At 36.4% G+C, this 23,209-nt stretch carries 23 protein-coding genes; 2 read left to right on the plus strand and 21 right to left on the minus strand.

What is annotated here, in order from left to right:
• Window positions 1-298 precede the first annotated feature (298 nt).
• The 10 genes from rplI to EJF36_RS21120 all read right to left on the minus strand — a co-directional run bounded on the left by rplI (window position 299) and on the right by EJF36_RS21120 (window position 10,412).
• The gene (rplI, locus tag EJF36_RS21075) at window positions 299-745 is read right to left on the minus strand and encodes a 50S ribosomal protein L9 (protein ID WP_125908186.1); all 447 of its coding nucleotides are present in this window, start codon (window positions 743-745) and stop codon (window positions 299-301) included.
• Window positions 742-2,712, minus strand: a complete 1,971-nt coding sequence (locus tag EJF36_RS21080; RefSeq protein WP_125908187.1) for a DHH family phosphoesterase — start codon at window positions 2,710-2,712, stop codon at window positions 742-744. Before EJF36_RS21080 ends, rplI begins: the two co-directional genes overlap by 4 nt.
• Before the next feature lie 514 nt (window positions 2,713-3,226).
• Window positions 3,227-3,463: a 30S ribosomal protein S18 gene (gene rpsR / locus EJF36_RS21085; protein ID WP_125908188.1), complete on the minus strand. Its 237-nt coding sequence runs from the start codon at window positions 3,461-3,463 to the stop codon at window positions 3,227-3,229.
• A 48-nt stretch (window positions 3,464-3,511) separates the two neighbouring features.
• Window positions 3,512-4,060, minus strand: coding sequence for a single-stranded DNA-binding protein (ssb, locus tag EJF36_RS21090; protein WP_125908189.1), 549 nt, complete (start codon window positions 4,058-4,060; stop codon window positions 3,512-3,514).
• A gap of 27 nt (window positions 4,061-4,087) precedes the next feature.
• Window positions 4,088-4,378 carry a 30S ribosomal protein S6 gene (gene rpsF / locus EJF36_RS21095; protein WP_125908190.1) on the minus strand — a complete coding sequence of 97 codons (291 nt, stop codon included), beginning with the start codon at window positions 4,376-4,378 and terminating at the stop codon, window positions 4,088-4,090.
• A 195-nt stretch (window positions 4,379-4,573) separates the two neighbouring features.
• Window positions 4,574-5,674, minus strand: coding sequence for a redox-regulated ATPase YchF (ychF, locus tag EJF36_RS21100; RefSeq protein WP_125908191.1), 1,101 nt, complete (start codon window positions 5,672-5,674; stop codon window positions 4,574-4,576).
• 310 nt (window positions 5,675-5,984) lie between these two features.
• Window positions 5,985-7,988 (minus strand): molybdopterin-dependent oxidoreductase, encoded by a 2,004-nt coding sequence (locus tag EJF36_RS21105; protein ID WP_125908192.1) that lies wholly within the window; start codon window positions 7,986-7,988, stop codon window positions 5,985-5,987.
• Between the two features lie 214 nt (window positions 7,989-8,202).
• Window positions 8,203-8,409 carry a DUF951 domain-containing protein gene (locus EJF36_RS21110; RefSeq protein ID WP_125908193.1) on the minus strand — a complete coding sequence of 69 codons (207 nt, stop codon included), beginning with the start codon at window positions 8,407-8,409 and terminating at the stop codon, window positions 8,203-8,205.
• Window positions 8,410-8,475: 66 nt separating this feature from the next.
• The gene (locus EJF36_RS21115; protein WP_125908194.1) at window positions 8,476-9,366 is read right to left on the minus strand and encodes a mechanosensitive ion channel family protein; all 891 of its coding nucleotides are present in this window, start codon (window positions 9,364-9,366) and stop codon (window positions 8,476-8,478) included.
• 26 nt (window positions 9,367-9,392) lie between these two features.
• On the minus strand, window positions 9,393-10,412 hold the full coding sequence (locus tag EJF36_RS21120) for a YkvI family membrane protein (protein ID WP_125908195.1): 1,020 nt from the start codon (window positions 10,410-10,412) through the stop codon (window positions 9,393-9,395).
• A gap of 86 nt (window positions 10,413-10,498) precedes the next feature.
• Between EJF36_RS21120 and yyaC the strand changes: the two genes are divergently transcribed.
• Complete coding sequence (yyaC, locus tag EJF36_RS21125) at window positions 10,499-11,107, plus strand: spore protease YyaC (RefSeq protein WP_125908196.1); 609 nt, start codon at window positions 10,499-10,501, stop codon at window positions 11,105-11,107.
• A gap of 171 nt (window positions 11,108-11,278) precedes the next feature.
• Here yyaC and EJF36_RS21130 read toward each other — a convergent pair whose 3' ends face one another.
• From EJF36_RS21130 to rpmH, 11 genes are all read right to left on the minus strand, one after another.
• Window positions 11,279-12,013 (minus strand): DUF554 domain-containing protein, encoded by a 735-nt coding sequence (locus EJF36_RS21130; RefSeq protein ID WP_125908197.1) that lies wholly within the window; start codon window positions 12,011-12,013, stop codon window positions 11,279-11,281.
• Between the two features lie 175 nt (window positions 12,014-12,188).
• On the minus strand, window positions 12,189-13,055 hold the full coding sequence (locus EJF36_RS21135) for a ParB/RepB/Spo0J family partition protein (protein ID WP_125908198.1): 867 nt from the start codon (window positions 13,053-13,055) through the stop codon (window positions 12,189-12,191).
• Complete coding sequence (locus EJF36_RS21140) at window positions 13,048-13,809, minus strand: ParA family protein (protein WP_125908199.1); 762 nt, start codon at window positions 13,807-13,809, stop codon at window positions 13,048-13,050. Before EJF36_RS21140 ends, EJF36_RS21135 begins: the two co-directional genes overlap by 8 nt.
• A 226-nt stretch (window positions 13,810-14,035) precedes the next feature.
• The gene (gene noc, locus EJF36_RS21145) at window positions 14,036-14,884 is read right to left on the minus strand and encodes a nucleoid occlusion protein (protein WP_125908200.1); all 849 of its coding nucleotides are present in this window, start codon (window positions 14,882-14,884) and stop codon (window positions 14,036-14,038) included.
• A gap of 286 nt (window positions 14,885-15,170) precedes the next feature.
• Complete coding sequence (rsmG, locus tag EJF36_RS21150; RefSeq protein WP_125908201.1) at window positions 15,171-15,887, minus strand: 16S rRNA (guanine(527)-N(7))-methyltransferase RsmG; 717 nt, start codon at window positions 15,885-15,887, stop codon at window positions 15,171-15,173.
• 17 nt (window positions 15,888-15,904) lie between these two features.
• The gene (mnmG, locus tag EJF36_RS21155; RefSeq protein WP_125908202.1) at window positions 15,905-17,791 is read right to left on the minus strand and encodes a tRNA uridine-5-carboxymethylaminomethyl(34) synthesis enzyme MnmG; all 1,887 of its coding nucleotides are present in this window, start codon (window positions 17,789-17,791) and stop codon (window positions 15,905-15,907) included.
• Window positions 17,792-17,813: 22 nt separating this feature from the next.
• The gene (gene mnmE, locus EJF36_RS21160) at window positions 17,814-19,202 is read right to left on the minus strand and encodes a tRNA uridine-5-carboxymethylaminomethyl(34) synthesis GTPase MnmE (RefSeq protein WP_125908203.1); all 1,389 of its coding nucleotides are present in this window, start codon (window positions 19,200-19,202) and stop codon (window positions 17,814-17,816) included.
• A 715-nt stretch (window positions 19,203-19,917) separates the two neighbouring features.
• Complete coding sequence (gene jag, locus EJF36_RS21165) at window positions 19,918-20,541, minus strand: RNA-binding cell elongation regulator Jag/EloR (protein ID WP_125908204.1); 624 nt, start codon at window positions 20,539-20,541, stop codon at window positions 19,918-19,920.
• On the minus strand, window positions 20,538-21,308 hold the full coding sequence (gene spoIIIJ / locus EJF36_RS21170) for a YidC family membrane integrase SpoIIIJ (RefSeq protein ID WP_125908205.1): 771 nt from the start codon (window positions 21,306-21,308) through the stop codon (window positions 20,538-20,540). Before spoIIIJ ends, jag begins: the two co-directional genes overlap by 4 nt.
• Window positions 21,309-21,399: 91 nt before the next feature.
• Window positions 21,400-21,747 (minus strand): ribonuclease P protein component, encoded by a 348-nt coding sequence (rnpA, locus tag EJF36_RS21175; RefSeq protein WP_125908206.1) that lies wholly within the window; start codon window positions 21,745-21,747, stop codon window positions 21,400-21,402.
• A gap of 148 nt (window positions 21,748-21,895) precedes the next feature.
• On the minus strand, window positions 21,896-22,030 hold the full coding sequence (rpmH, locus tag EJF36_RS21180) for a 50S ribosomal protein L34 (RefSeq protein ID WP_038538161.1): 135 nt from the start codon (window positions 22,028-22,030) through the stop codon (window positions 21,896-21,898).
• Between the two features lie 846 nt (window positions 22,031-22,876).
• Between rpmH and EJF36_RS21185 the strand changes: the two genes are divergently transcribed.
• A partial coding sequence (locus tag EJF36_RS21185) for a DnaA N-terminal domain-containing protein (RefSeq protein ID WP_312028280.1) occupies window positions 22,877-23,209 on the plus strand: 333 nt, incomplete at its 3' end.

Consider the following 23,209-nt stretch of genomic DNA (forward strand, 5'->3'; position numbering starts at 1 on the left):
TAACATGCTATTATAAATACTATGTCATCCTAACTACCGGAGAGCCTGCTGATGAAGTCAACGGCTGAACCGAAGTAATCAAGAAAAAATTCCCTCGAATCGTTAATGCTTGTATTCAAGTAAAAATCTAGTTTTATAACTTTATAATGTCTTGAGTAGCTAATTCCACAACGTTAATTTGTATGTCGGTGGAGCCGAATTAACTTTTACATGTTTAAAAAAATGTGATGAAAACCTCATCACATTTTTCTTTACCTATATTATATTGTACTAGACTTATGTATTGTTTCAATGGAAATTACTGTTCTTTGACATGAACTTTTAAAGTTGCTGACACTTCATGATGAAGCTTAACAGGGACATTTGTATATCCAAGCGAACGAATAGCATCAGCTAACTCGATTTTACGCTTATCAATCTTTATATTGTGGTTTTTTAGTAGCTCTTCAGCTATTTGCTTACTCGTAATAGATCCGAATAAACGACCACCCTCACCTGATTTTTGTGAGAACTCAACAGTAAGCTTTTCTAATTGTTCTTTTAGTTTATTTGCCTCAGCTAATTCTTCAGCAGCTTTCTTTTCCTCTTGTCGCTTTTGTGCCTGTAAAGAGCTGATATTGGCTGATGATGCTTCTACTGCTAGACCATTTTTAAATAAAAAGTTTTGCGCGTATCCATCAGCAACATTTTTCATTTCACCTTTTTTACCTTTTCCTTTTACATCTTTTAAAAAAATTACCTTCATGATGGTTTCCCTCCTTCTAAATATTCATCAATAGCTTCATGCAGTGCATGTTCAGCCTCTTCTATTGTAGTATCATATAACTGAGTAGCAGCATTCGTCAAATGTCCACCACCACCAAGCATTTCCATGATAATCTGTACGTTTGTTGATCCCAATGATCGTGCACTAATGGCAATGACACCATCTTGTCGCTTTGAAATAACGAAAGATGCTGTTACACCATTTAGTGATAATAGCGTATCCGCTGCTTGTGCAATCAATACTTGGTTAAACGCTTCATGCTCACCAGATTTTGCAATAGTCATTCCATCTCTATACATTTGTGCGGTTTCAACTAATTTCGCCCGCATAACAAATGTATCTAAATCCTCTTTTAAGAGCCTTTGTACTAATACAGTATCTGCACCTTGTGAACGTAAATATGAGGCAGCATCAAACGTTCTAGCTCCTGTTCGTAAAGTAAAGCTTTTAGTATCCACTATAATACCAGCTAATAAAGCTGTTGATTCAAGCATATCAATCTTTGTATGCTTCGGTTGATATTCAAGGAGCTCTGTGACTAACTCACTTGTTGATGAGGCATAAGGCTCCATATATACAAGAATAGGGTCATTAATAAATTCTTCTCCCCGGCGGTGATGGTCAATAACAACCACCCTCTCCATTTTCAAAAGGCGCTCTTCTATAACAAGAGATGGTTTATGTGTGTCTACTACAACAAGTAATGACTCATCAGTAGCAAGCTCCATCGCTTGCTCAGGTGTCACAAATCTTGACCATAAATCGGTTTGTTTTTCAACTTCGTCAAGTAGTCGCTTTACACCTGTATCAATATCCGAAGGATCAAGTACGATGTAACCATCCTTCCCATTTATCTCGGTTACCTTTAATATCCCAATAGCGGCACCTACAGCGTCCATATCCGGACTTTTATGTCCCATTATAAACACACGATCACTTTCTGTTACAAGCTCCTTCAATGCATGTGAAATAACGCGGGCACGGACCCTTGTCCGTTTTTCCATTGGGTTACTTTTTCCACCAAAAAACTTAACTTTCCCATTTTGTTGCTTAATTGCCACTTGATCGCCACCTCGACCTAAAGCCAAATCTAAGCTCGACTGTGCGAGCGCACCAAGCTCAGGTAGACTGGCAGCGCCTGATCCAATCCCAATACTAAGTGTGAGTGGAATAGTATGCTTCGAAGTGCGTTCGCGAACCTCATCAAGGACGGAGAACTTATTCTTCTCTAGATGCTTTAAAATATTTTCATTTAAAATAGCAATAAAGCGTTCAGACGATGTTCTCTTGATAAATACACCATTATCTTTTGACCATTTATTTAAAATGGCTGTTACTTGACTGTTAATGTTGCTTTTTGTCTGGTCATCCATTCCTTGTGTTATTTCATCATAATTGTCTAAAAAGATAACCCCTAAAACCGTTCGTTCATCCTCATATAGCTTTTCAATTTCCGTTTGCTCTGTTACATCAAAGAAATACAATAGGCGTTCTTCTCGTTTTAAAACTACTTTTAATTTACGTTCTTGCAAGTTGATGACCTCTGTCTCAACCTCTTGCTTAATGATCGGAATTAATGAATCTGCTAAATCGTATAAAGACTTACCTACCAAGGAATCTTCTTCAAAACAGGAAGTCATATATGGATTAGACCATTCAACAATGTAGTCATCATTAAATAACATAATACCAATTGGCATTTCCATTAATGCCTCTTCACCTACCTTCTTAATTCGATAGGATAAAGTTGATATGTACGCTTCCATTTCTTGTTTAACTTGTATTTGTGCTTTTATTAAAACAATTACAATGGCCGCAAACATCAAAAAGGTGAGAATACCAATCACCCATTGAAAATACGTCAAAAGCCCAATTAACAATATTATCAATGCTATAAAACCATACATTGAATAGCGAAACATGGGCTTCTCAAAAAAAGAAGGCATTTGCGTCAGCTCCTATAAAGTAAAACTTTCTATCAGCTCGCAGCTTATTAAAACAACGACTGGTAGTGAGTTGAACCAATCGAGCAGTTAAGTTAGTGCCATATGTCTTTAAATAAGAAATACAACTCACATAACTGCAAATAAACGGATAGTGGGCCATTTATACAATATCTATTATACATAAGATTGTATTTAGTTACAGTCATTGATTGTTACATGTTCGTCACTAATTACACTTGTATATATAAATGACAATAAAAAGACGAATTACTATTATGCACTCTCTTTATATTGTCCCAATTGTATCATCATTGTACACAGATTAACATTTTAAAGAAAAAGTAGCACGTATTCCACGCTAAAAAAAAGCGCAAGCGCCTTGCTAAGCCTCGACCAGCTTAAAACGTACCCCGCGTGAAGGGACTCCCTCCGGAGGGGATGCGCTTAAGACCAAACTGCCGGTAAAAAACAAAAAGCACAACAAGGTCAAAAACCATGTTGTGCTGCTTGACTATTATTCACCTGTAACGTATGGAAGTAATGCCATTGTACGACTGCGCTTAATTGCACGAGTTAACATACGTTGATACTTCGCGTTAGTTCCTGTTACACGACGTGGTAAAATCTTACCGCGCTCAGAGATGAACTTTTTAAGAAGATCTACATCTTTATAGTCGATGTGTGTAATACCGTTAGAAGTAAAATAACACACTTTACGACGCTTACGACCGCCTCTGCGTCCTCCTGCCATGTAAATTACCTCCTTCCATTATTAATTTTTTATATTAACGTTCTTGTTTTAGAATGGTAAGTCATCGTCTGAGATGTCAATTGGTTGTCCATCATTTGCAAATGGATCATCATCTAGACGTGTGTGACCACCTTGGTTTTGGTTGTTATTATTTCTTTGCGGTTGGTTCTGATTAGGTGGATAAGAATATCCTTGGTTTTGATTGCCTCCACCGTATGGATTCCCACCACGCTGTTGCTGTTGATCATAATTGCCACCGCCGCCACCGCCACCAGTGCCCCGAGGCTCAAGAAATTGTACAGTTTCTGCTACAACTTCTGTTACGTATACACGCTGCCCATTTTGATTGTCATAATTACGAGTTTGAATACGGCCATCTACCCCAGCAAGAGATCCTTTTTTAAGGAAATTAGCCACATTCTCTGCTGGCTTACGCCACACTACACAATTAATGAAATCTGCTTCTCGTTCACCTTGTTGATTCGTAAAAGCACGATTTACAGCCAACGTAAACGTAGCGACAGCTACTCCACTTGGAGTATAACGTAGTTCAGGGTCTTTAGTTAAACGACCGACTAGTACAACGCGATTCAACATCAGAACCACTCCTAACTATAATTAGTCCTACTCGCCTTCACGTACGACGATATGACGGATAATGTCTTCATTGATTTTTGCTAAACGATCGAACTCTTGTACAGCTTCAGCATTTTCACTGCTAACTTTAAGAAGCATGTAGTATCCATCGCGGAAATCATTGATTTCATAAGCAAGACGGCGCTTACCCCACTCTTTAACTTCTGCAAGCTCTGCACCATTGTTAGTTAATACGCCATTGAAGCGCTCAACTACTGCTTTTTTTGCTTCATCCTCGATATTTGGACGGATGATATACATAATTTCGTATTTTCTCATCACTGTCACCTCCTTTTGGTCTAAACGGCCCGTTAGGGCAAGGAGTAATCATATAAATAACATCATTACTCACAATGAAGAATTATAGCATATGGAGAATGGAAAGTAAAGAGCAATAAAATTAGCGTAAAATTAATCTGGAACATAAATAGTGTCAAGCACCTTACTGGAGCTTGACACTTTAAAGAGACTTTATTATACATTGAAACGGAAATGAATAACATCGCCGTCTTTTACTTCATATTCTTTTCCTTCTAAACGAACCTTCCCCGCTTCACGAGCAGCCCCCATTGATCTAGCTGCCATTAGGTCATCATATGATACTGTTTCTGCACGAATAAATCCACGCTCAAAATCAGTATGAATAATACCTGCACATTGCGGCGCTTTCATACCACGGCGGAATGTCCATGCACGTACCTCTTGTACACCCGCTGTAAAATATGTGGCAAGACCTAACAAACTATATGCAGCGCGAATTAGCTGGTCAAGGCCAGATTCTTCAATGCCTAGCTCACTTAGGAACATTTCTTTCTCTTCGCCTTCTAATTCTGCTATTTCTTCTTCAATTTTCGCACAAACAACGATAACCTCTGCATTTTCGTTTTGAGCGTACTCTTTAACTGCTTGTACATACTTGTTATTTGAAGGATCTGCTACTTCTTCTTCACTCACATTAGCTACGTACAGTACAGGCTTAATAGTTAGCAAATGTAAATTTTTAGCTATTTTTCTTTGCTCATCCGTTAACTCAACTGCTCGTGCTGGCTTTTCATTTTCAAAGCCTTCTTTTAACAATTGCAGTACTTCAAATTCAGCAACAGCTTCTTTATCTTTTGTTTTAGCAAGCTTTTCAACCCGGCTATAGCGCTTATCTACTGATTCCATATCAGCTAAAATAAGCTCAAGGTTAATTGTCTCAATATCAGCTATAGGATCAACCTTCCCTGAAACGTGGGTAATATTTTCATCCTCAAAACAACGAACTACCTGGCAGATTGCATCAACTTCACGAATATGGGCTAAGAATTTGTTTCCTAATCCTTCACCTTTACTTGCTCCCTTTACAATACCTGCAATATCTGTGAACTCAAATGTAGTCGGTACTGTTTTCTTTGGGTTAACAAGCTCAGTTAACTTTTGTAAACGAATATCAGGTACTTCTACAATTCCAACGTTAGGATCAATTGTACAGAAAGGATAATTTGCTGATTCAGCACCAGCTTGAGTAATAGCATTAAATAATGTTGATTTTCCAACGTTCGGTAAACCTACAATTCCAGCTGTTAAAGCCATATATCTTCACTCCCGTTTATTTAAAAATAATCATCTATGTTAAAGTTGTTACGTTTCATTGGTCCTTCACAATTATAGATAGTCCGTCCTAAAAACACAAGATTTGTTTCACATTTGTTATATGAGTAACTAATATAATCTCATTCGTATTAACTTTAGACATCTACATAAAATACTTACACAAAAAAGGACTGTCCCATAAGGTCCGACTCCCATTCACTACTGCGATAGATAGAGGATCACAATTTCGTCTATTCTACATATTGCAGTATGGGTGCCTGGCTCTTTGCTTTGGACAGCCTCTTTCAACTTAAAGTTTTTTAATATTTACTAGGCAATCATATATTACACTACCTAATTTATTATCTGATAAGCCGTGAGAGGTTAGCATATTTACACTGCCTCCAAATTCAGCCCAATTGCCTTCATCAATATTTATGACATTTTGATGAGATATCCCTAATAGTTTAACTACCCCTGAAATCGAGCCTCTTTCATTAAATACCCTTGCTCGGTCACCATTTTGTAATCCCACTTTCTCGGCAATGTTTTGCGACACCTCAATCTTAACCGATTGTAAACCAGGGATAAGTGGATAATGCTGCGAGTGATTCGAGCGCATTGGATGAATTGTTAAAAGATTAAATGGATACTTTTTAGCTAACTCATGGTTATTCCATTTTGACTCTGCTGGTAAAGTAACATTAGCGTTACCGTCTAAGCCTTTTTCATTAGCAAGCTTTGAAACAAACTCAAATTTCCCACTAGGTGTCTCAAATACTCTATCTTGCCAAGGGATTTGGTCCGTCGGCAAAGCTGTATGATTAGCCTTTTTGACATCTTCAACCGTTATACCTTTCTCAGAAAGCCTTGACCATGCCATATTAAAAAAATCGTCCCGTGTATAAGAAAAAGCCTCGCCAAAGCCTAAGCGGTTTGCAAGCTCTGTCCATATCCATAAGTCAGACTTTGCTTTTCCTGGTGGGTCAACAAGCTTCGGACCATAATTGACATAATGATGATACATAGATGAATAATACATGTCTTCTTCTTCAAATACTGTCGTTGTTGGAAGAACGTAATTAGCTAATTTAGCTGTGTCTGTCATAAATTGATCTGCCACCACTAAACAATCCACACTTTCAAATGCTTGTCGTACAAGACTTGTATTTGGGACTTGTGTTAATGGATTTCCACATGTAACAAATATCAATTTTATTTCAGGTTTAGCTGCTTTCAGGATTTCTTCCGCTTGTGACATCATATAAAAAGTACGTGCTTCTTGTTTTTTATGCGAATCTACTAATCTTTCAACATCAAAGCTTTGTCCTACTTGCAGATTAGCATAATTCACCCCTCCGCCAGCAATTCCAATATTACCACTAACAGCACCTAAAGCATCAATAAGGCGAATCGTATTGCCTCCGTTTGTGTAACGCTGCATACCTAACCCTAAATAAGTTGACGTTGGTTTGTCTGCAAATACTTCTGCAAGTTTCGTGATTGTTTCACGTGGAACTTCTGTCATGCTTATAATATTTTCTAAACTCCATTCATTAAGCACCGAAACTATTTCTTCATATCCTAATGTGTATGTTTCAATAAACTCTTTGTCTTGTATGTTCAAGCGTAGCATTTCCTTCATTATACCTACTGCTAACAATCCGTCCATTCCCGGCTTAATAGATATATAGCTAGTTGCTATTTTAGCAGTTTGATTGAAAATAGGATCTATAACAATAACATTACTACCATTACGCTTTGCTTCATTCAAATACTGAAAGAAATGCATGTTAGTGCGAGCAACATTCCGTCCCCATACTACTATGTTTTTACTATGAAGAACATCCGCTGGTGCATGACTCCAAGCGTTACCAAAATCCCATTTTTGTGCTTCAATGCCCGCTCCCCAACATACACTACCAATAATCTCTGTTACACCACCATAATTATTAAAAAAGCGCTTGTCCAGATTTTTCAATAAGCCTCCGTTAGCATAGTCGTGAGAATGCAGAACGGCCGTTGAACCAAATTCTGATTTAATACTTGAAAGTTTAGTTGCTATTTCATCAAGTGCTTGTTCCCAGCTAATTGGCTGGAATGTTCCATTCACTTTTTTTAACGGTGTCATAATGCGGTCTTTTGAATTTGTTCTATCTACAAGCATTCTTCCGCGGCTACAAATTTTCCCTTGAGTTATCGGATGCTTTTTATCTCCATCTACTTTAACAACTTGGTTATTTTCGACTGTTGCAGTGAAGCCACAGTTATCCCAGCAATTAAGTGAACACGATGTAGTGTATGTTTGTACCAATTTTTCATCTCTCCTTACAACCAAACATGCAATCAGACTTTATTAAAAGTGGTTCAATGAATATGCGTTTTTAATATTGAGGATTTTTTAAATACCGTTTAAAGCGTTAGTTTGTTGAACCGGTTACCGAACCTGCTTCAACCATCCTTATTAAAGAACCACAACTAAATCATTTTTAAACAGAGCAGACTTTATTAAAGAAGCATGAGGGCGATTATTCATCCTGTCCCTCATGCTTTACTAATATCTTTTTCATTTTACGCGCAAACTCTTTTCGTGGGATGAGAACACTATGGTCACATCCCTCACATTTAATACGTATATCCATTCCTAAGCGAATAATTTTCCACTTGTTCGTGCCACACGGATGCGCTTTTTTCATTTCAACAATATCGTTTAAGCCAAATTGCTTATCATTCATGCCATCACTCCTCTATGATAAAAACAATTTAGTTTTCTAGATTGTATTATACACAAGCTTCGACCATTATGCCTCAACTTGTGTTTTACCAGTTTGTCCCTCATGACGTGAGTACATAACAAGGCGAGGAAATGGAATTTCTATACCTCGTTCGTCAAGACGAAGCTTCACTTCTCTTCGAATACTTCTTGCTACGCTCCAGTGTTTCATTGGCACAGTTTCAGAAATGATTCGGAAGACCACATCAGAAGCACCGAGCGATTGAACACCTAGAAGCTCTGGTGCTTTTATCATATCTTCATACATATTTGGTAACTCTAATAGAAGCTCTTGTAACACCTTCTCTGCTTGAGGTATATCCTCTTCATAAGCAATGCCAACATCAATAATAGCAATTGAATTATATATTGAAAAATTTGTTACTTCAGTAATGTTTCCATTCGGTAAGATATGTAGTTCATTTGTAAAGCTTTTAACCTTTGTTGTTCGCAATCCTATCTCTTCTACGAACCCCTCAAATTGACCAATTCTTACGTAATCACCTACTGAAAACTGATCTTCAAAAATAATAAAGAATCCTGTAATGATATCTCTTACAAGGTTTTGTGCTCCAAATCCTATTGCTAAACCTACAATCCCGGCCCCGGCTAGTATCGCGGTCACTTTAATGTTCATCGCCTCTAATATCATTACAAGAGTAATAAAGTAAGTCGCATATGTTAATACATTCTCAAGTAACTTCACAAGCGTAGCTTCACGACGCTCGGATATTCTTAAAGGACCTTTTTTTCTTAAGAAAAAGACTCGATTAATTACAACTTTTCCTATTCGAATTGCTAAAAAAGCAAGTAACAAGATTAACAAAATCTTCATTACTGATTGGCCTATAGTGAGCCATAGTTTTTCATCACTTATATAGTTCCATATATCATATGTGTAATTTTCAACTGCTTTCATTGCATCAGCCTTTCCTTCCTATTATCCTATTCTATATTATATCTATTAGCAATTGGGTATATAAGTAGTGCAGCAAGCAAATATAGATTAATAATTCCATATATCGGATACAATATAGCGACTAATTTTGAAAAGCCAAATGATGTTAAAGGAATCATTAAAACAGAAAACATAAATGCCATAATCCATAGTGGAAGAGGAATGATTCTTCTAAATCTAGTAACTAATCCAAACATACTTGATGCCGCTGTAGTAAAAATAGCAAACCATAACAAAAATGACATGCCGATTATCATCGGATAAGGAAAATTCTCAATGATACCAAAGAGTGGTATCTCATACAAAACAATCTTTTCGGCAATCTGTAATAAAGATTGATTATAAATGAAAGAGATTAGCCCCAGTATAATACCGCTACCTAGACTAGCAATCCAAATTTCCCCAACGTGTTTAATTTCCTTACCAATCGCTGCTAATACAGCGACTAATGGGAGCACATTTAAGGCTGTAAATGTAAATGCAGAAGGCCAATTGGATTGCGCATGCCAATCTAGTACCCATGGCTGTTGATTATGAAATAAAAAATAACTAAGAGCGCCTAGTAAGCAAATAATTAGTAGAGGTAAAATTAACGAGTTTAAAGATATTAAACCTTGTATATCCCATACGAATAATAATACCAAAAACCCGACAAACATTAAAATGCCTATTTTGTAAGAGATAGAAAATATATCTACTGTAGCGCCCCCACCTGCAAGCATCACGACACAAGTTGTAAATAGATAAAGTAAAATTATAACATCATACACTCGTGATAACTTTACACCAATCAATTCCTCCAAAACTGGAAGAAAGTGTTCTGATTGTTTTTCATAGCTTATTTTCATAATGACATAACAACAGATAATAAAAACAATTGAAAATAAAAGTATAGCAAGTCCACTTTCACGGCCAAAAAATTGCCATAGCTCTCTCCCTGATGCATACCCCGCCCCAATCATAGTCCCTAATATTAAAAATAACCATTTTAACCCTGCTTTTATCATTTTTTCGCCCCCAATATTGAATGTGTACGTATAGAATCCCATTTTTTTCCGTATACTGTTACTACTATTGCCTAGGAGTGGAACCTATGAATCTAAAAGCAAATTTCTTTGAAAAGAAAGGTGGAAATACCCGTATTAGTCATGATGAGGCAGGTGCTTTTCACCAAATAAGTACAAAGCTACAACAACTATTACCTACTTCAGTGACTAGACCTGTAGCAATTGTTTGTATTGGTACAGATCGATCCACAGGTGATTCTCTTGGTCCGCTCATCGGAACTAAGCTGCTTGAAAGAAAAACTCCTTTATTCCATATATATGGGACATTAGCCGAGCCTATACATGCAGTTAACATGGAAGAACAGCTTTTACAAATTAAAACGAAGCACTATAATCCTTTCATTATCGGAATTGATGCTTGTTTAGGTAGGTTAAATAGTGTGGGAGTTATATCAATTGGCGAAGGACCAGTCAAACCAGGTGCGGGCGTAAATAAGGAGTTACCTGCTGTTGGGGATGCTCATATCACGGGAATTGTCAACGTAAGTGGATTTATGGAGTTTTTTGTATTACAAAACACACGTTTACATCTTGTTATGAAAATGGCTGACACAATCTCACAAGGGATTTACCATGCAGCTATTGCAAAAGGCAGACGTCAAAGCTTAGACATTTCTCATCAAGCACTTAAGTAAGAAAAAGTTACGTTATTTTTCTATCGTAAAATTTAAGCTTTCAGCGGTGTTCTTGTAAGCGAAGAAGAAGAAGAACAAATTAACATTTCCAATTAGAATGGATGGAGCTACAAAAACTGTTATGGATTTAGACGATATTTACTTTCTAAATGTAATAAAGCTTTTCCTACATTATTGTAAGAAAAGCTTTATTATGTCATATTGTTGCCATAGATACGTACCTGTTGCCAGAATGACTGCTACTAAAATAGCTGGAAGCATATTTGCGACACGTATATGCATTAAACCAAGTAAGTTAATACCAATAGCTGTTATTAGAACGCCGCCTGTTGCTGTCATTTCAACAATCATAATGTCTAACAATGCTTCTGGAATAAATCTCTCGATTTGTGTGGCAAAAAGGGCAATAGAACCTTGGTAAAGCATTACAGGAATGGCAGAAAACATTACCCCAATTCCTAATGTTGAGGCTAATATTAGACTCGTAAATCCATCCAAAATAGACTTTGTATAAAGAACCCTATGATCAGCACGTAAACCACTATCCAAAGCACCGATTATAGCCATAGCACCAATGACAAAAATCAAAGTCGCTGTAACAAAGCCTTTAGCTACATTCCCCTCATTTTTCGAACCTACTTTTCGTTCAATCCAGTGGCCTAAAGCATTTAAGTTATCATCTAGCTTCCACCATTCACCCAATACTGACCCAATTACTAAACTAAAAATTACAATAAGTAATTGTTCTGTCTTAAAAGCCATTTGCAGACCTAATACAATAACTGCAAGTGAAATCCCCTGCATAACCGTTGTCTTAACTTTTTCTGGTATGCGATGTAACAGTTTTCCTAATAAAGTTCCGGCTGCAATACATACACCATTTACAATAGTACCTGTTAGAACCATATGTATCTCCTTAAATAGTTATAATGAACAAATTGTATGGTAAAGCACACTATCTTGTCAAAATATTTTAAACTATCTTCATATTCATCAAATTAAAGTTATATTTTAACTCTGCTACATATACTAATCTTTTTTTTAGCCAAGGATACTTTATCAATAAAAAAAAGAAATTGGTTTATGACCAATTTCTTTCCGTATCAATACCTTCTAGTAACTCTAGTATTCTATCTAAATCTTCGGGAGAGAAGAAATCAATTTCAATCTTGCCTCGTTTTTTATTCTGTTTAATTGTAACAGAAGTACCAAAGCGTTCCCGTAACACATGTTCATGTTCTTTTATGAAGACATCTTTCTCCTTTTTTGGTTTAGATGTTTCACGTGGAACATTTTCATTTAATTTTTGAACTAATTCTTCTAACTGACGAACATTTAACTGTTCTTTTATCACTTTCTCTACGACACTATTTATTAAATCCTTCTTCTTTAAACCTAACAATGTACGACCATGACCCATTGATAATTTACCATCAGAAATTAAATTTTGGACATCACTAGGCAAGGATAGTAAACGTAAATGGTTTGCAACATGTGGACGACTTTTCCCAAGACGCTTCGCTAGTTCTTCTTGTGTGACTTTCAAATGTTTCATAAGCGATTGATACGCAGTCGCTTCCTCAATAGGTGACAAGTCTTCTCGTTGCAAGTTTTCTAGCAAAGCTAATTCCATCATTTGTTGTTCGCTTAACTCACGAATAACAACAGGAACAGTCATTAATTTCGCTTCTTTTGCAGCACGATAACGTCTTTCTCCAACAACAATTTCAAATCCTTTTATTGTACGGCGAACTATGAGTGGTTGTAAGATCCCGTGCTGTAGAATCGATTCTTTGAGCTCATTAATTGCAGCACTATCAAAGTGTTTTCTCGGTTGGTATGGATTGGGACGTAAATCATTAATTTTTATTTCTTGAACAATCTCTTCTTTGCCAACCTCAAGCCCTGTAAATAATGCATTAATACCCTTTCCTAATCCTTTAGCCATTCACAACCACTTCCTTTGCCAAGTCTAAGTAAACCTCTGCACCTTTTGATTTCGGATCATAGATAATAATGGGTTGTCCATGACTTGGTGCCTCACTTAAACGTATATTCCTTGGAATGATTGTTTGGTATACTTTGTCTTGGAAATATTTTTTCACTTCTTCAATGACTTGAATACCTAAATTAGTACGCGCATCATGCATTGTCAATAAAACACCCTCAATCATAAGATGTTGATTTAGGTGTTTTTGCACAAGCCGTACTGTATTAAGAAGCTGGCTCAACCCTTCAAGGGCATAGTACTCACATTGAACAGGAATAAGAACTGTATCAGCAGCTGTTAGTGCATTAATTGTTAGTAATCCTAATGAAGGAGGACAATCAATGATAATATAATCATATTCTTGTTTAAGAGGCTCAAGAGCCCTTTTCAAACGTACTTCACGTGAAATAGTTGGTACGAGTTCTATTTCTGCACCAGCTAACTGAATAGTAGCTGGAATTGCATGTAAACTTTCAACCGCTGTTTCCATAAGAGCGCTTTTTGCATCTTCATCTTCAACAAGTACATCATATATACATTGAGAAACCTCTGATTTTTCTACACCAACACCACTTGTAGCATTTCCTTGCGGATCTATATCAACAAGGAGTACTTTTTTACCTATATATGCTAAACAAGCACTCAAGTTGACGCTAGTCGTTGTTTTGCCAACGCCACCTTTTTGATTGGCTATCGCGATGATTTTTCCCACGATGTCACCTACCTTACCTTTCAACTTCTATATTATTCTTAAAACAAATATCATTTTTTTACTACTCATATTCTATCACGAAAAAAAAGTAATTGTTTGTTATTTTAAAAGAAAAATATAATAACAGTTATTTATTACTAGTAATATGTACACGAAATGTGTATAAGAGGACCACACAATTATTTGTTAGCCAAAAAATTCCTCATCAAAGGTTAATTTGATGAGGCTACTTTTTCGGTATTTTTATTGTGAATTGATAATAGTCATCATGTTCTTCCTCTTCTGAATCGAGTGTAATCCCACTATCCTTGACCATTGATAGTGATTGACGAATTGTGTTCATTGCGATGCGCATATCACGACTAAATGCTTTTCGCTGTGGCTTAGGCTTGTTATCCCTTTTTTCTTCTAGCATTTTTTGGATTAACTCTTCCGTCTGCTTTACATTTAACTCTTTAGTCATGATTTCTTCTAATAGCTTGCACTGAACAACTTCTTCTTTAATTGACAGTAATGCTCTTGCATGTCGCTCTGAAATTTTTTTATCTAGCAATGCCTGCTGGACTTCTTGAGGCAATTTAAGCAGTCTAAGCTTATTAGCAATCGTTGATTGGCCTTTTCCTAGACGCTGCGCAAGAGTTTCTTGGGTGAGTTGATGTAATTCTAATAGTTTTTGATAAGCAACAGCCTCTTCAATAGCTGAAAGCTCTTCTCTTTGTAGATTTTCAATTAGAGCAACAGAAGCTGTCTCTGTATCACTCATTTCTTTAATAATGGAAGGGATAGTTTTCCACCCTAACCATTGTACGGCACGCCAACGTCTCTCTCCAGCAATAATCTCGTACTTATTTGTTTCATACTCTCGTACAACAATAGGTTGGATAATACCATGTGTTTCAATTGTTGATGCTAGCTCACGAATTTTATCTTCAGCAAAAACTGTTCTTGGTTGAAATCGGTTTGGAACAATACTTAAAACAGGTAATTGTCTGATTTCTTCATTTTTTGTTATCTCAACTTTTTCTGTTTCTTCCTTTTCACTCATACCGAAAAATCTAGTGAAAGAAGGTTTCATTCATTAGCACCACCTTTTATAAGACAGAACTTCCTGTTACTAATATAAAGGAAATTTTAATTTACGTATAGGCTAGTTTACTATGAAAATATGTTTCACGTGAAACATTTACTCATAATCTATCACCTGTTATGTAGCAAAGTAGCTGAATAGACAACGGATTGTATAAACCGCGTCATAATTACAGTCAAAAGCCTACTTTCTATTATACAGCAAACCAATGAAAAAGTACTGTGAAAAAATATAAAAAGTGCCGGATAGAACTATCACGACACTTTTTAGGAAATTATTCGATTGGCTGTTTATTTGGTGTTCCTGGCTTTCTTGGGTACTGCTTTGGTGTCTTTCTCTTTTTATCAATTATAATAATGCTTCTTTCACTTTCTTCCATAGGAAGGGAGAAGGTATAAGTTGAAGTAACTTCTCCTCCAAGTACTTTTATTGCAGTCGTTGCAGCTTCAAGTTCTGTATTAGCTGCTGCACCTTTCATAGCAATAAATTGACCTCCTGTTTTTGCAAGAGGTATGCAAAGTTCTGATAAAACAGAAAGCCTTGCAACAGCCCTCGCCATGACAATATCATAATTTTCTCGTATGCCCTCCTTGCGAGCAAATGTTTCTGCTCGATCATGATAAAAGGCAACCCCTTCTAGCTGCAATGATGAAGCTAAATGGTTTAAAAATGTGATTCTCTTTTGTAACGAGTCAACAATGGATACATGTAAGTGCGGAAAACAAATTTTCAAAGGTATGCTTGGAAATCCCGCTCCTGCACCTACATCACAAATTGTCATTGGTTTTGAAAAATCCACATAAAAAGCAGCTGATATTGAATCATAAAAATGCTTTAAATACACCTGTTCTTTATCTGTAATAGCAGTTAGATTCATTTTTTCATTCCACTCAACTAGCTCCTTGAAATACAACTCAAATTGTTGTATTTGAAGCTCTGATAATTGTATGCCTTTATCAGCTAAGCTTGTTTGAAATTGTTCAATATTCATTAGAAATCCTTTCTAGCCTAAGATGGTAGCTTTGCAATTTTACCTTGTTCTAAATACACTAATAAAATTGACACATCTGCTGGATTAACTCCTGATATACGAGATGCTTGCGCGACAGATAAGGGACGGACCTCTTTAAGCTTTTGTCTCGCTTCATTTGCTAAACCGTGAATGGCATCATAATCAATATTATCTGGTATCTTTTTATCTTCCATTTTCTTAAGACGCTCTACCTGCTGAAGAGACTTTTCTATATAGCCTTCATATTTAATTTGAATCTCTACTTGTTCCTTCACATCATCCGATAACTGTATATCAGATGGTGTAAGCATATGAATATGTTTGTATGTGACTTCAGGACGTTTTAATAAGTCGGCAGCACGGATTCCGTCCTTTAATTCACTACCACCTAGCTCACGAATTAATGCTTGCACTGTTTCATTCGGTTTAATAATGATTGATCTTAAGCGAGCAATTTCATCTTCAATACGTTGCTTCTTTTCAACAAATGCTTCATATCTTTGTTCGCTAATTAAACCAATACGATGCCCAATTTCAGTTAAGCGTAAGTCCGCGTTATCATGACGCAATAATAAACGATACTCCGCCCTAGAAGTTAATAATCTGTATGGCTCACTTGTGCCCTTTGTTACAAGATCGTCAATGAGTACACCGATGTAGGCATCTGACCGACTTAATATAAGTTCTTCTCTATCAAGTGCTTTTAATGCGGCGTTAATACCGGCAATAACACCTTGCCCTGCAGCTTCTTCATACCCACTAGTACCATTAATTTGGCCTGCAGTATATAAGCCAGGAAGTCTTTTCGTTTCAAGTGTTGGCCACAACTGTGTTGGAACGATAGCATCATATTCAATAGCATATCCTGCACGCATTAACTCAGCCTTTTCCAAACCAGGAATGGTAGCTAATAATTTAAGTTGAACATCCTCCGGCAAGCTTGTCGATAGACCTTGTACATATACCTCTTCAGTATGTCTGCCTTCTGGCTCTAAAAAGATTTGGTGACGAGGCTTATCATTAAAACGAACAATTTTATCCTCAATAGATGGACAATAACGTGGACCAGTACCTTTTATCATACCTGAATACATCGGTGATCGATGCAGATTTTCATCAATAATCGTATGTGTATGCTCGTTCGTATATGTTAACCAGCAAGGCAATTGATCAGTAATATACTTCACCGTTTCATATGAAAATGCCCTTGGTATATCATCACCAGGTTGAATTTCCGTTTTACTATAATCAATTGTTCGGCTGTTCACACGAGGCGGTGTACCTGTTTTGAATCGAACTAACTGGAATCCTAATTCATCAAGGTGTTCAGACAGTTTAATGGATGGCTGTTGGTGATTAGGTCCACTTGAGTACTTTAAATCACCAATAATTATCTCTCCACGTAAAAATGTACCTGTCGTTATTACTACAGATTTAGCATGATACTCTGCACCAGTTCGTGTTATAACACCTTTACAAACATCATCCTCAACAATTAACTTCTCGACCATACCTTGTAAAAGTGTTAAGTTCTCTTCATGCTCTAGTGTTTTTTTCAATTCATGTTGATAAGCAAATTTATCAGCTTGGGCTCGTAAAGCGCGCACCGCAGGCCCTTTACCGGTATTTAACATTCTCATTTGAATGTGTGTTTTATCAATATTTTTACCCATTTCCCCGCCTAATGCATCAATCTCTCGGACGACAATTCCTTTTGCTGGACCACCGATAGAAGGATTACATGGCATATACGCAACCATATCTAAATTAATTGTTATCATTAAAGTTTTCGCACCGATACGTGCAGCAGCTAATCCTGCTTCACAGCCCGCATGGCCTGCACCAATAACGATAACATCATATTCTCCACCATTGTATCCCAATGCTGGTCCCTCCTTTTTATATTTATTTCCCTAAACAAAATTGTGAGAATAGCTGATCAATCAAGCTTTCGTGAACAGCTTCCCCAATAATTTCACCTAATAGTTCCCAAGTTCTAGTTAAGTCAATCTGTACTATATCAATAGGTACGCCTGTTTCAATAGCCACCAGTACATCATCAATTGCCTTTTCAGCTTGTTGTAAAAGTGCAATATGCCTTGTATTCGATACATACGTTAAATCGCCGGCTTCTAATGAACCAGAGAAAAATAATGAAGAAATGGCTTGTTCAAGGTCTTCTACACCTTTATCCTCTTTTAAAGATGTTGTAACAACTGGTTTTGAGCCGGTTAAATGTCTTACTCTATCAAGGTCGAGCTTAGCTGGCAAGTCAATTTTATTCACTATTACAATATAGTCCATATCCTTTACTAGCTCAAATAATGTTTCATCTTCCTTTGATAATTGTTCATTATAATTTAGAACTAATAATATTAAATCAGCTTCTTGCAAAACTTTCTTGGACCGTTCAACACCTATTCTTTCAACTATATCCTCTGTTTCACGAATACCAGCCGTATCTAATAAACGTAGTGGAACACCCTTTACGTTAACAAATTCCTCAATTACGTCTCGTGTTGTACCTGGAATATCTGTTACAATTGCTTTATTTTCTTGAACTAAACTATTTAATAGAGATGACTTACCGACATTAGGACGTCCAATTATAACAGTAGAAAGGCCTTCTCTTAAAATTTTCCCTTGATTTGATGTAATAAGGAGCTGTTCAATATCGGCTTTTATTTTCGTTGCCTTTTCAATAAGTATTTGATGAGTCATTTCTTCAACGTCATCATATTCAGGATAATCAATATTTACTTCAACCTGTGCTAACGTTTCTAGAATATCCTGACGTAACCGCTGAATTAATATTGAAAGGCGCCCTTCCATCTGCTTTACAGCCATCTTCATTGCTCGGTCCGTTTTTGCACGAATAACATCAATGACCGCTTCAGCCTGCGACAAATCTATACGTCCATTTAAAAATGCACGTTTAGTAAATTCACCCGGCTCTGCCAATCTTGCTCCATTAGCAAGTACAAATTGCAGTACTTTATTCACAGCAACTAACCCGCCATGACAATTTATTTCAATTACATCTTCTCTTGTAAATGTTCGTGGTCCTTTTAATACTGTTAACATTACCTCATCAACTACTTCGTCGCTTCTATTATCAATAATATGGCCATAGTGAATGGTATGAGATTCCATATCAACAACTTTTTGACCTGATTTTGCACGAAATACTTGATTCGCAATCTGAATTGCGCCATCTCCGCTCATACGTACTATCGCAATCGCCCCTTCACCCATTGGCGTTGAAATAGCTGCTATCGTATCCTGTTCAAACATTCTTATTGTCACCTACCTCACGTTTCCGTACATTCATACATCATATATGTTAGTATTACCTAATTATCTTGAAAGAAAACTATCACTCTCTTCCCACTTATCAACAAAGTGGAATCACTAAAAACTACCGTTTCTCATTTTATCTTATCCACATGTTTATAACAACATAAACCTCTTAAAGTATCCACAATCGTTTTAAAAATAAAGATTGCACTTACTTGTGGATAAATCTTAGCATGACTAATTTTTAATGGTTAGAGGAATGTAATAGTAAAAGGTTTTTGAAGTCGATGCTGAAAATAGAAGTTATCTAGATTTTTTAAATGAACGCTCCCCTGAAAATAACCTTTATTGTGAATTACGATTCGCTCCCATTCACTCCCTTTCCGCGGACAATCAGCCAAGCCTCCTCGGGCTTCGCCATGTGGGGTCTTGGCTTGATTGTTTCTCCGCAGGAGTGTCGTGAATGTCCGCTCCTTCTTATATCTTATCTATGGGGTGCTCTTTTTTGATTCTCCATGGTGCGAATTTTCATTTGCATGGTTGTCTCTGTTACACCTCGGTGTTGATTTTCGCTCCATTGCACCATTGCACTCGGAAAAAATTGATTTTGTTTCCCTCGAGCCGCTGGCACCTGGAGCAAGATAATAATTTATGTGCAGAATTTTATATTTTCTGATATCGCATAAAAAAAAAGATAGCCTCCGAGTGGAGACTATCTTCTTCTTGGTACAATCACAATATGACGATTTGGATCCGTACCTTTTGATGCTGTTTGCACTTTTTCATATTCAGACAATGCTGCATGGATAATTTTTCTTTCATATGATGGCATAGGCTCAAGAGTTACTTCTCTGCCTGTTCTCATAGCCTTTTCAGCTAAACGACCTGCCAATTGCTCTAACGTGTCTTTACGTTTTTGACGATAATTTTCTGCATCAATCATTATATTAATATATTGATTTGCATAACGATTGGCTACTAATTGAGCTAAATATTGCAGTGCATTTAAAGTTTGTCCTCTTTTGCCAATTAAAATAGCAATTTTATCACCTGATAACTGAAGCTCGACATTTTTACCGTCGCGCTTAACCTCCACTGTGATATCAACGTCCATTTGCTTCGTTACCTTTTTTAAAAAGGCAATAGCTTCATCAACAGGATCAGGTTTTAATGTTGCTTTAACAATGGCTGGCTTCGTACCAAAAAGTCCAAACAAACCCTTTTTTCCTTCATCAATAACTTCAATTTCTATGCGGTCTTCTGATGTTTGGAGCTCGACTAGTGCTTGACTGACCGCTTCTTCTACAGTTGTCCCGGTAGCCGTAATTTGCTTCACTTTTTCGCGCCTCCTGCGGTTTGCGTTTGTTTAACCTGTGGTCCTTTAATAAAGAATGTTTGTCCAATTGTAAAGATATTCCCTACAACCCAGTACAATGAAAGTGCCGCTGGGAATGTTACAGCAAAGACAACAATCATAACAGGCATAATATAAAGCATCATTTTCATTTGTGGATTTTGATTGTCGGTTCCAGCCATCATAACCTTTTGTTGGATAAATGTCGTGATTCCAGCAACTAACGGTAATATAAAGAATGGATCTGGACTTCCTAAATCAAACCATAAGAACGTGTGCTCACGAATTTCAAATGTTCGCATGATTGCATGGTAGAATCCAAAGAGAATTGGCATTTGAATTAATAAAGGGAAACATCCTGCCAGTGGATTGACACCTTGCTTTTGAAAAAGCTGCATTGTTTCTTGCTGTAGCTTTTGTTGTGTTTTTTGATCTTTTGAACTGTACTTCTCTCGTAGTTGCTGCAATTCTGGTTGAATAGCTTGCATTGCCTTAGAATTTTGAGTTTGTTTTATCATTAATGGTAAAATAGCTGTTCTAATAATGATGGTTACAATGATAATTGATAATCCGTAGCTATTTTGTAAATGTTCAGCAAAGAATATTAATAGCCATGATAATGGATAAACAAAATATTCGTTCCAAACTCCTTCACTTTCAGGCGTAATAGGTTGATTGATTTCTGAACAACCTGTCATTATTGCCACGAGTAGCACCAAAACTGCTACTAACAGTATTCGCCGTTTCAACTTGATATTCCTCCTAACAGACTATATGTAATTTATATAAAAGTCACATAGCTTTATTTTAGCACGTAAATATGTTAGTTTGTCTATTCTTTTAAAGAAGCTTATTTGTTAAATCTGCTTTATAAAGAACATGGCCTAAACTACGCTCTGCTTCACTATAATTCATATCAGCAACTGGTTTCCGAGCAATCACTAAATAATCATACCCAGTAGGCAGCATATCTTTATGCTCTTGAAAAAATCGTCTAATCATACGTTTAATTCTATTACGAGTGACAGCATTACCAAGCTTTTTACTGACTGACAGCCCAACTCTGAATGATATCTCATCGTCTTTTTTTAAATAATATAGTACAAATTGACGATTCGCCATGGATCGGCCCTTTTGAAACATTACTTGAAAATCTTCATTTTTTTTTAAACGCAAAGCTTTTTTCATCTAAAAAAACACCTCATAAAAAACAATGATCACTCGCTATTTGCTAGCTTTGCCATTTTTTCTTGTCACAAACCCTACACATTTGACTATATGATGACGCTTTTATAACTGTTTCTAAAAAAAAGACCACTGAGACAAATTCAGTGGCCTATGCTGATAATACTTTTCTTCCTTTACGACGACGACGAGCAAGAACTTTACGTCCATTAGCTGTGCTCATACGTTTACGGAAGCCATGTACTTTGCTGTGCTTTCGCTTATTTGGTTGATACGTGCGTTTCATGTATGACACCTCCCTTGAGGATCACTATCTTAATCAGATAGATCGAATCTGACTCAATTAGTATTTTTTGATTAAGCAATAGACCTTATACATAAAGGCTATTTTAAATTTCTAAAAGACAGTCTTACTTATTATAGTTAGTCACCTATGCAAATGTCAATATAATTAAATGAATCCCTCAATATTTTCCTCCATTTTGGTCAAAATATGTGTAGACGTAAGTTGGTTACATCACTACATAAAGTTATCCACAATCCCTGGAAGACCTCTACTATAGATATAGTGCATTAACTCGCTCTTGCTAGCCAAATAGTATCTTTTTTCCCAAAAGTATCTTCTGTGGATAATTTTTTTCGACAAAAAATGTTTTACATACCTTTATCGACATTTTTTTCACAAATCCATTCCTGTGGATTAATTTTCGTCCACAACCTGTTTTTTCTGTGGATAAATTACTATATACCATTGCAGTATAAGGAAATTTTTGATATTATTATTTTGTTTTCACTGTGGTACAATTGTTGTTGATAAATTAGATATCCACAAAATGTGGATAATATGTGGATAATGATATTAACACCTGTGGCTTAACTTGTCCACAGGTGATGATTTATGTCGAAAACTTCCCCAATTTATGTAATAATACATCTGGGTACGTATGCATTTTTTTGTTTTTTACCCCTTTTTATAATTTCTTATTTACAGCAAATTTCCCACATGAATATGCTTGAATAAATATTCAAATGTACTTGTGGTAGTTGTGCATTTGTTGTACATGCTTATGTGAACTTAAAACATGCTTGCGTATATAGATAAATGACGGCTAAAGGAAAGGGGGCTATCAATATGGAAAACATAGCTGACTTATGGAAAGAAGCATTGAAAAGACTAAAGAAAAAAGTTAGCAAACCTAGCTATGATACATGGTTGCAAGCAACCACAGCCCATGCTCTTCAAAATGATGTACTAATCATATCTGCTCCAAATGAATTTGCTCGAGACTGGTTAGAAAATCGGTATTCAAAGATTATTGGAGAAACCATATATGACATTACTGGTGAAGAATTAACTATTAAATTCATTATTCCAAAGGATCCTCACGAAGAGGATTTTAGTATAAAAACACCGGTCAAAAAGCCTGTGCAAATGGGTGATGAAACAAATGATACTTACCAAAGT

It is taken from the genome of Bacillus sp. HMF5848 (genome assembly GCF_003944835.1).
Taxonomy (GTDB): Bacteria; Bacillota; Bacilli; order Bacillales; family HMF5848; genus HMF5848.

Bases quoted from the DNA above. Each gene is read 5' to 3' on its own strand.
- rpmH (WP_038538161.1), bottom strand. From the start codon at position 22,030: ATGAAACGCACGTATCAACCAAATAAGCGAAAGCACAGCAAAGTACAT.
- EJF36_RS21110 (WP_125908193.1), bottom strand. From the start codon at position 8,409: ATGAATGATAAGCAATTTGGCTTAAACGATATTGTTGAAATGAAAAAA.
- rnpA (WP_125908206.1), bottom strand. From the start codon at position 21,747: ATGAAAAAAGCTTTGCGTTTAAAAAAAAATGAAGATTTTCAAGTAATG.
- noc (WP_125908200.1), bottom strand. From the start codon at position 14,884: ATGAAACCTTCTTTCACTAGATTTTTCGGTATGAGTGAAAAGGAAGAA.
- ssb (WP_125908189.1), bottom strand. From the start codon at position 4,060: ATGTTGAATCGCGTTGTACTAGTCGGTCGTTTAACTAAAGACCCTGAA.
- rpsR (WP_125908188.1), bottom strand. From the start codon at position 3,463: ATGGCAGGAGGACGCAGAGGCGGTCGTAAGCGTCGTAAAGTGTGTTAT.
- rpsF (WP_125908190.1), bottom strand. From the start codon at position 4,378: ATGAGAAAATACGAAATTATGTATATCATCCGTCCAAATATCGAGGAT.
- EJF36_RS21080 (WP_125908187.1), bottom strand. From the start codon at position 2,712: ATGCCTTCTTTTTTTGAGAAGCCCATGTTTCGCTATTCAATGTATGGT.
- EJF36_RS21115 (WP_125908194.1), bottom strand. From the start codon at position 9,366: ATGAAAGCAGTTGAAAATTACACATATGATATATGGAACTATATAAGT.
- ychF (WP_125908191.1), bottom strand. From the start codon at position 5,674: ATGGCTTTAACAGCTGGAATTGTAGGTTTACCGAACGTTGGAAAATCA.
- mnmE (WP_125908203.1), bottom strand. From the start codon at position 19,202: ATGTTTGAACAGGATACGATAGCAGCTATTTCAACGCCAATGGGTGAA.
- EJF36_RS21135 (WP_125908198.1), bottom strand. From the start codon at position 13,055: ATGGCTAAAGGATTAGGAAAGGGTATTAATGCATTATTTACAGGGCTT.
- rplI (WP_125908186.1), bottom strand. From the start codon at position 745: ATGAAGGTAATTTTTTTAAAAGATGTAAAAGGAAAAGGTAAAAAAGGT.
- yyaC (WP_125908196.1), top strand. From the start codon at position 10,499: ATGAATCTAAAAGCAAATTTCTTTGAAAAGAAAGGTGGAAATACCCGT.
- rsmG (WP_125908201.1), bottom strand. From the start codon at position 15,887: ATGAATATTGAACAATTTCAAACAAGCTTAGCTGATAAAGGCATACAA.
- EJF36_RS21120 (WP_125908195.1), bottom strand. From the start codon at position 10,412: ATGATAAAAGCAGGGTTAAAATGGTTATTTTTAATATTAGGGACTATG.
- EJF36_RS21130 (WP_125908197.1), bottom strand. From the start codon at position 12,013: ATGGTTCTAACAGGTACTATTGTAAATGGTGTATGTATTGCAGCCGGA.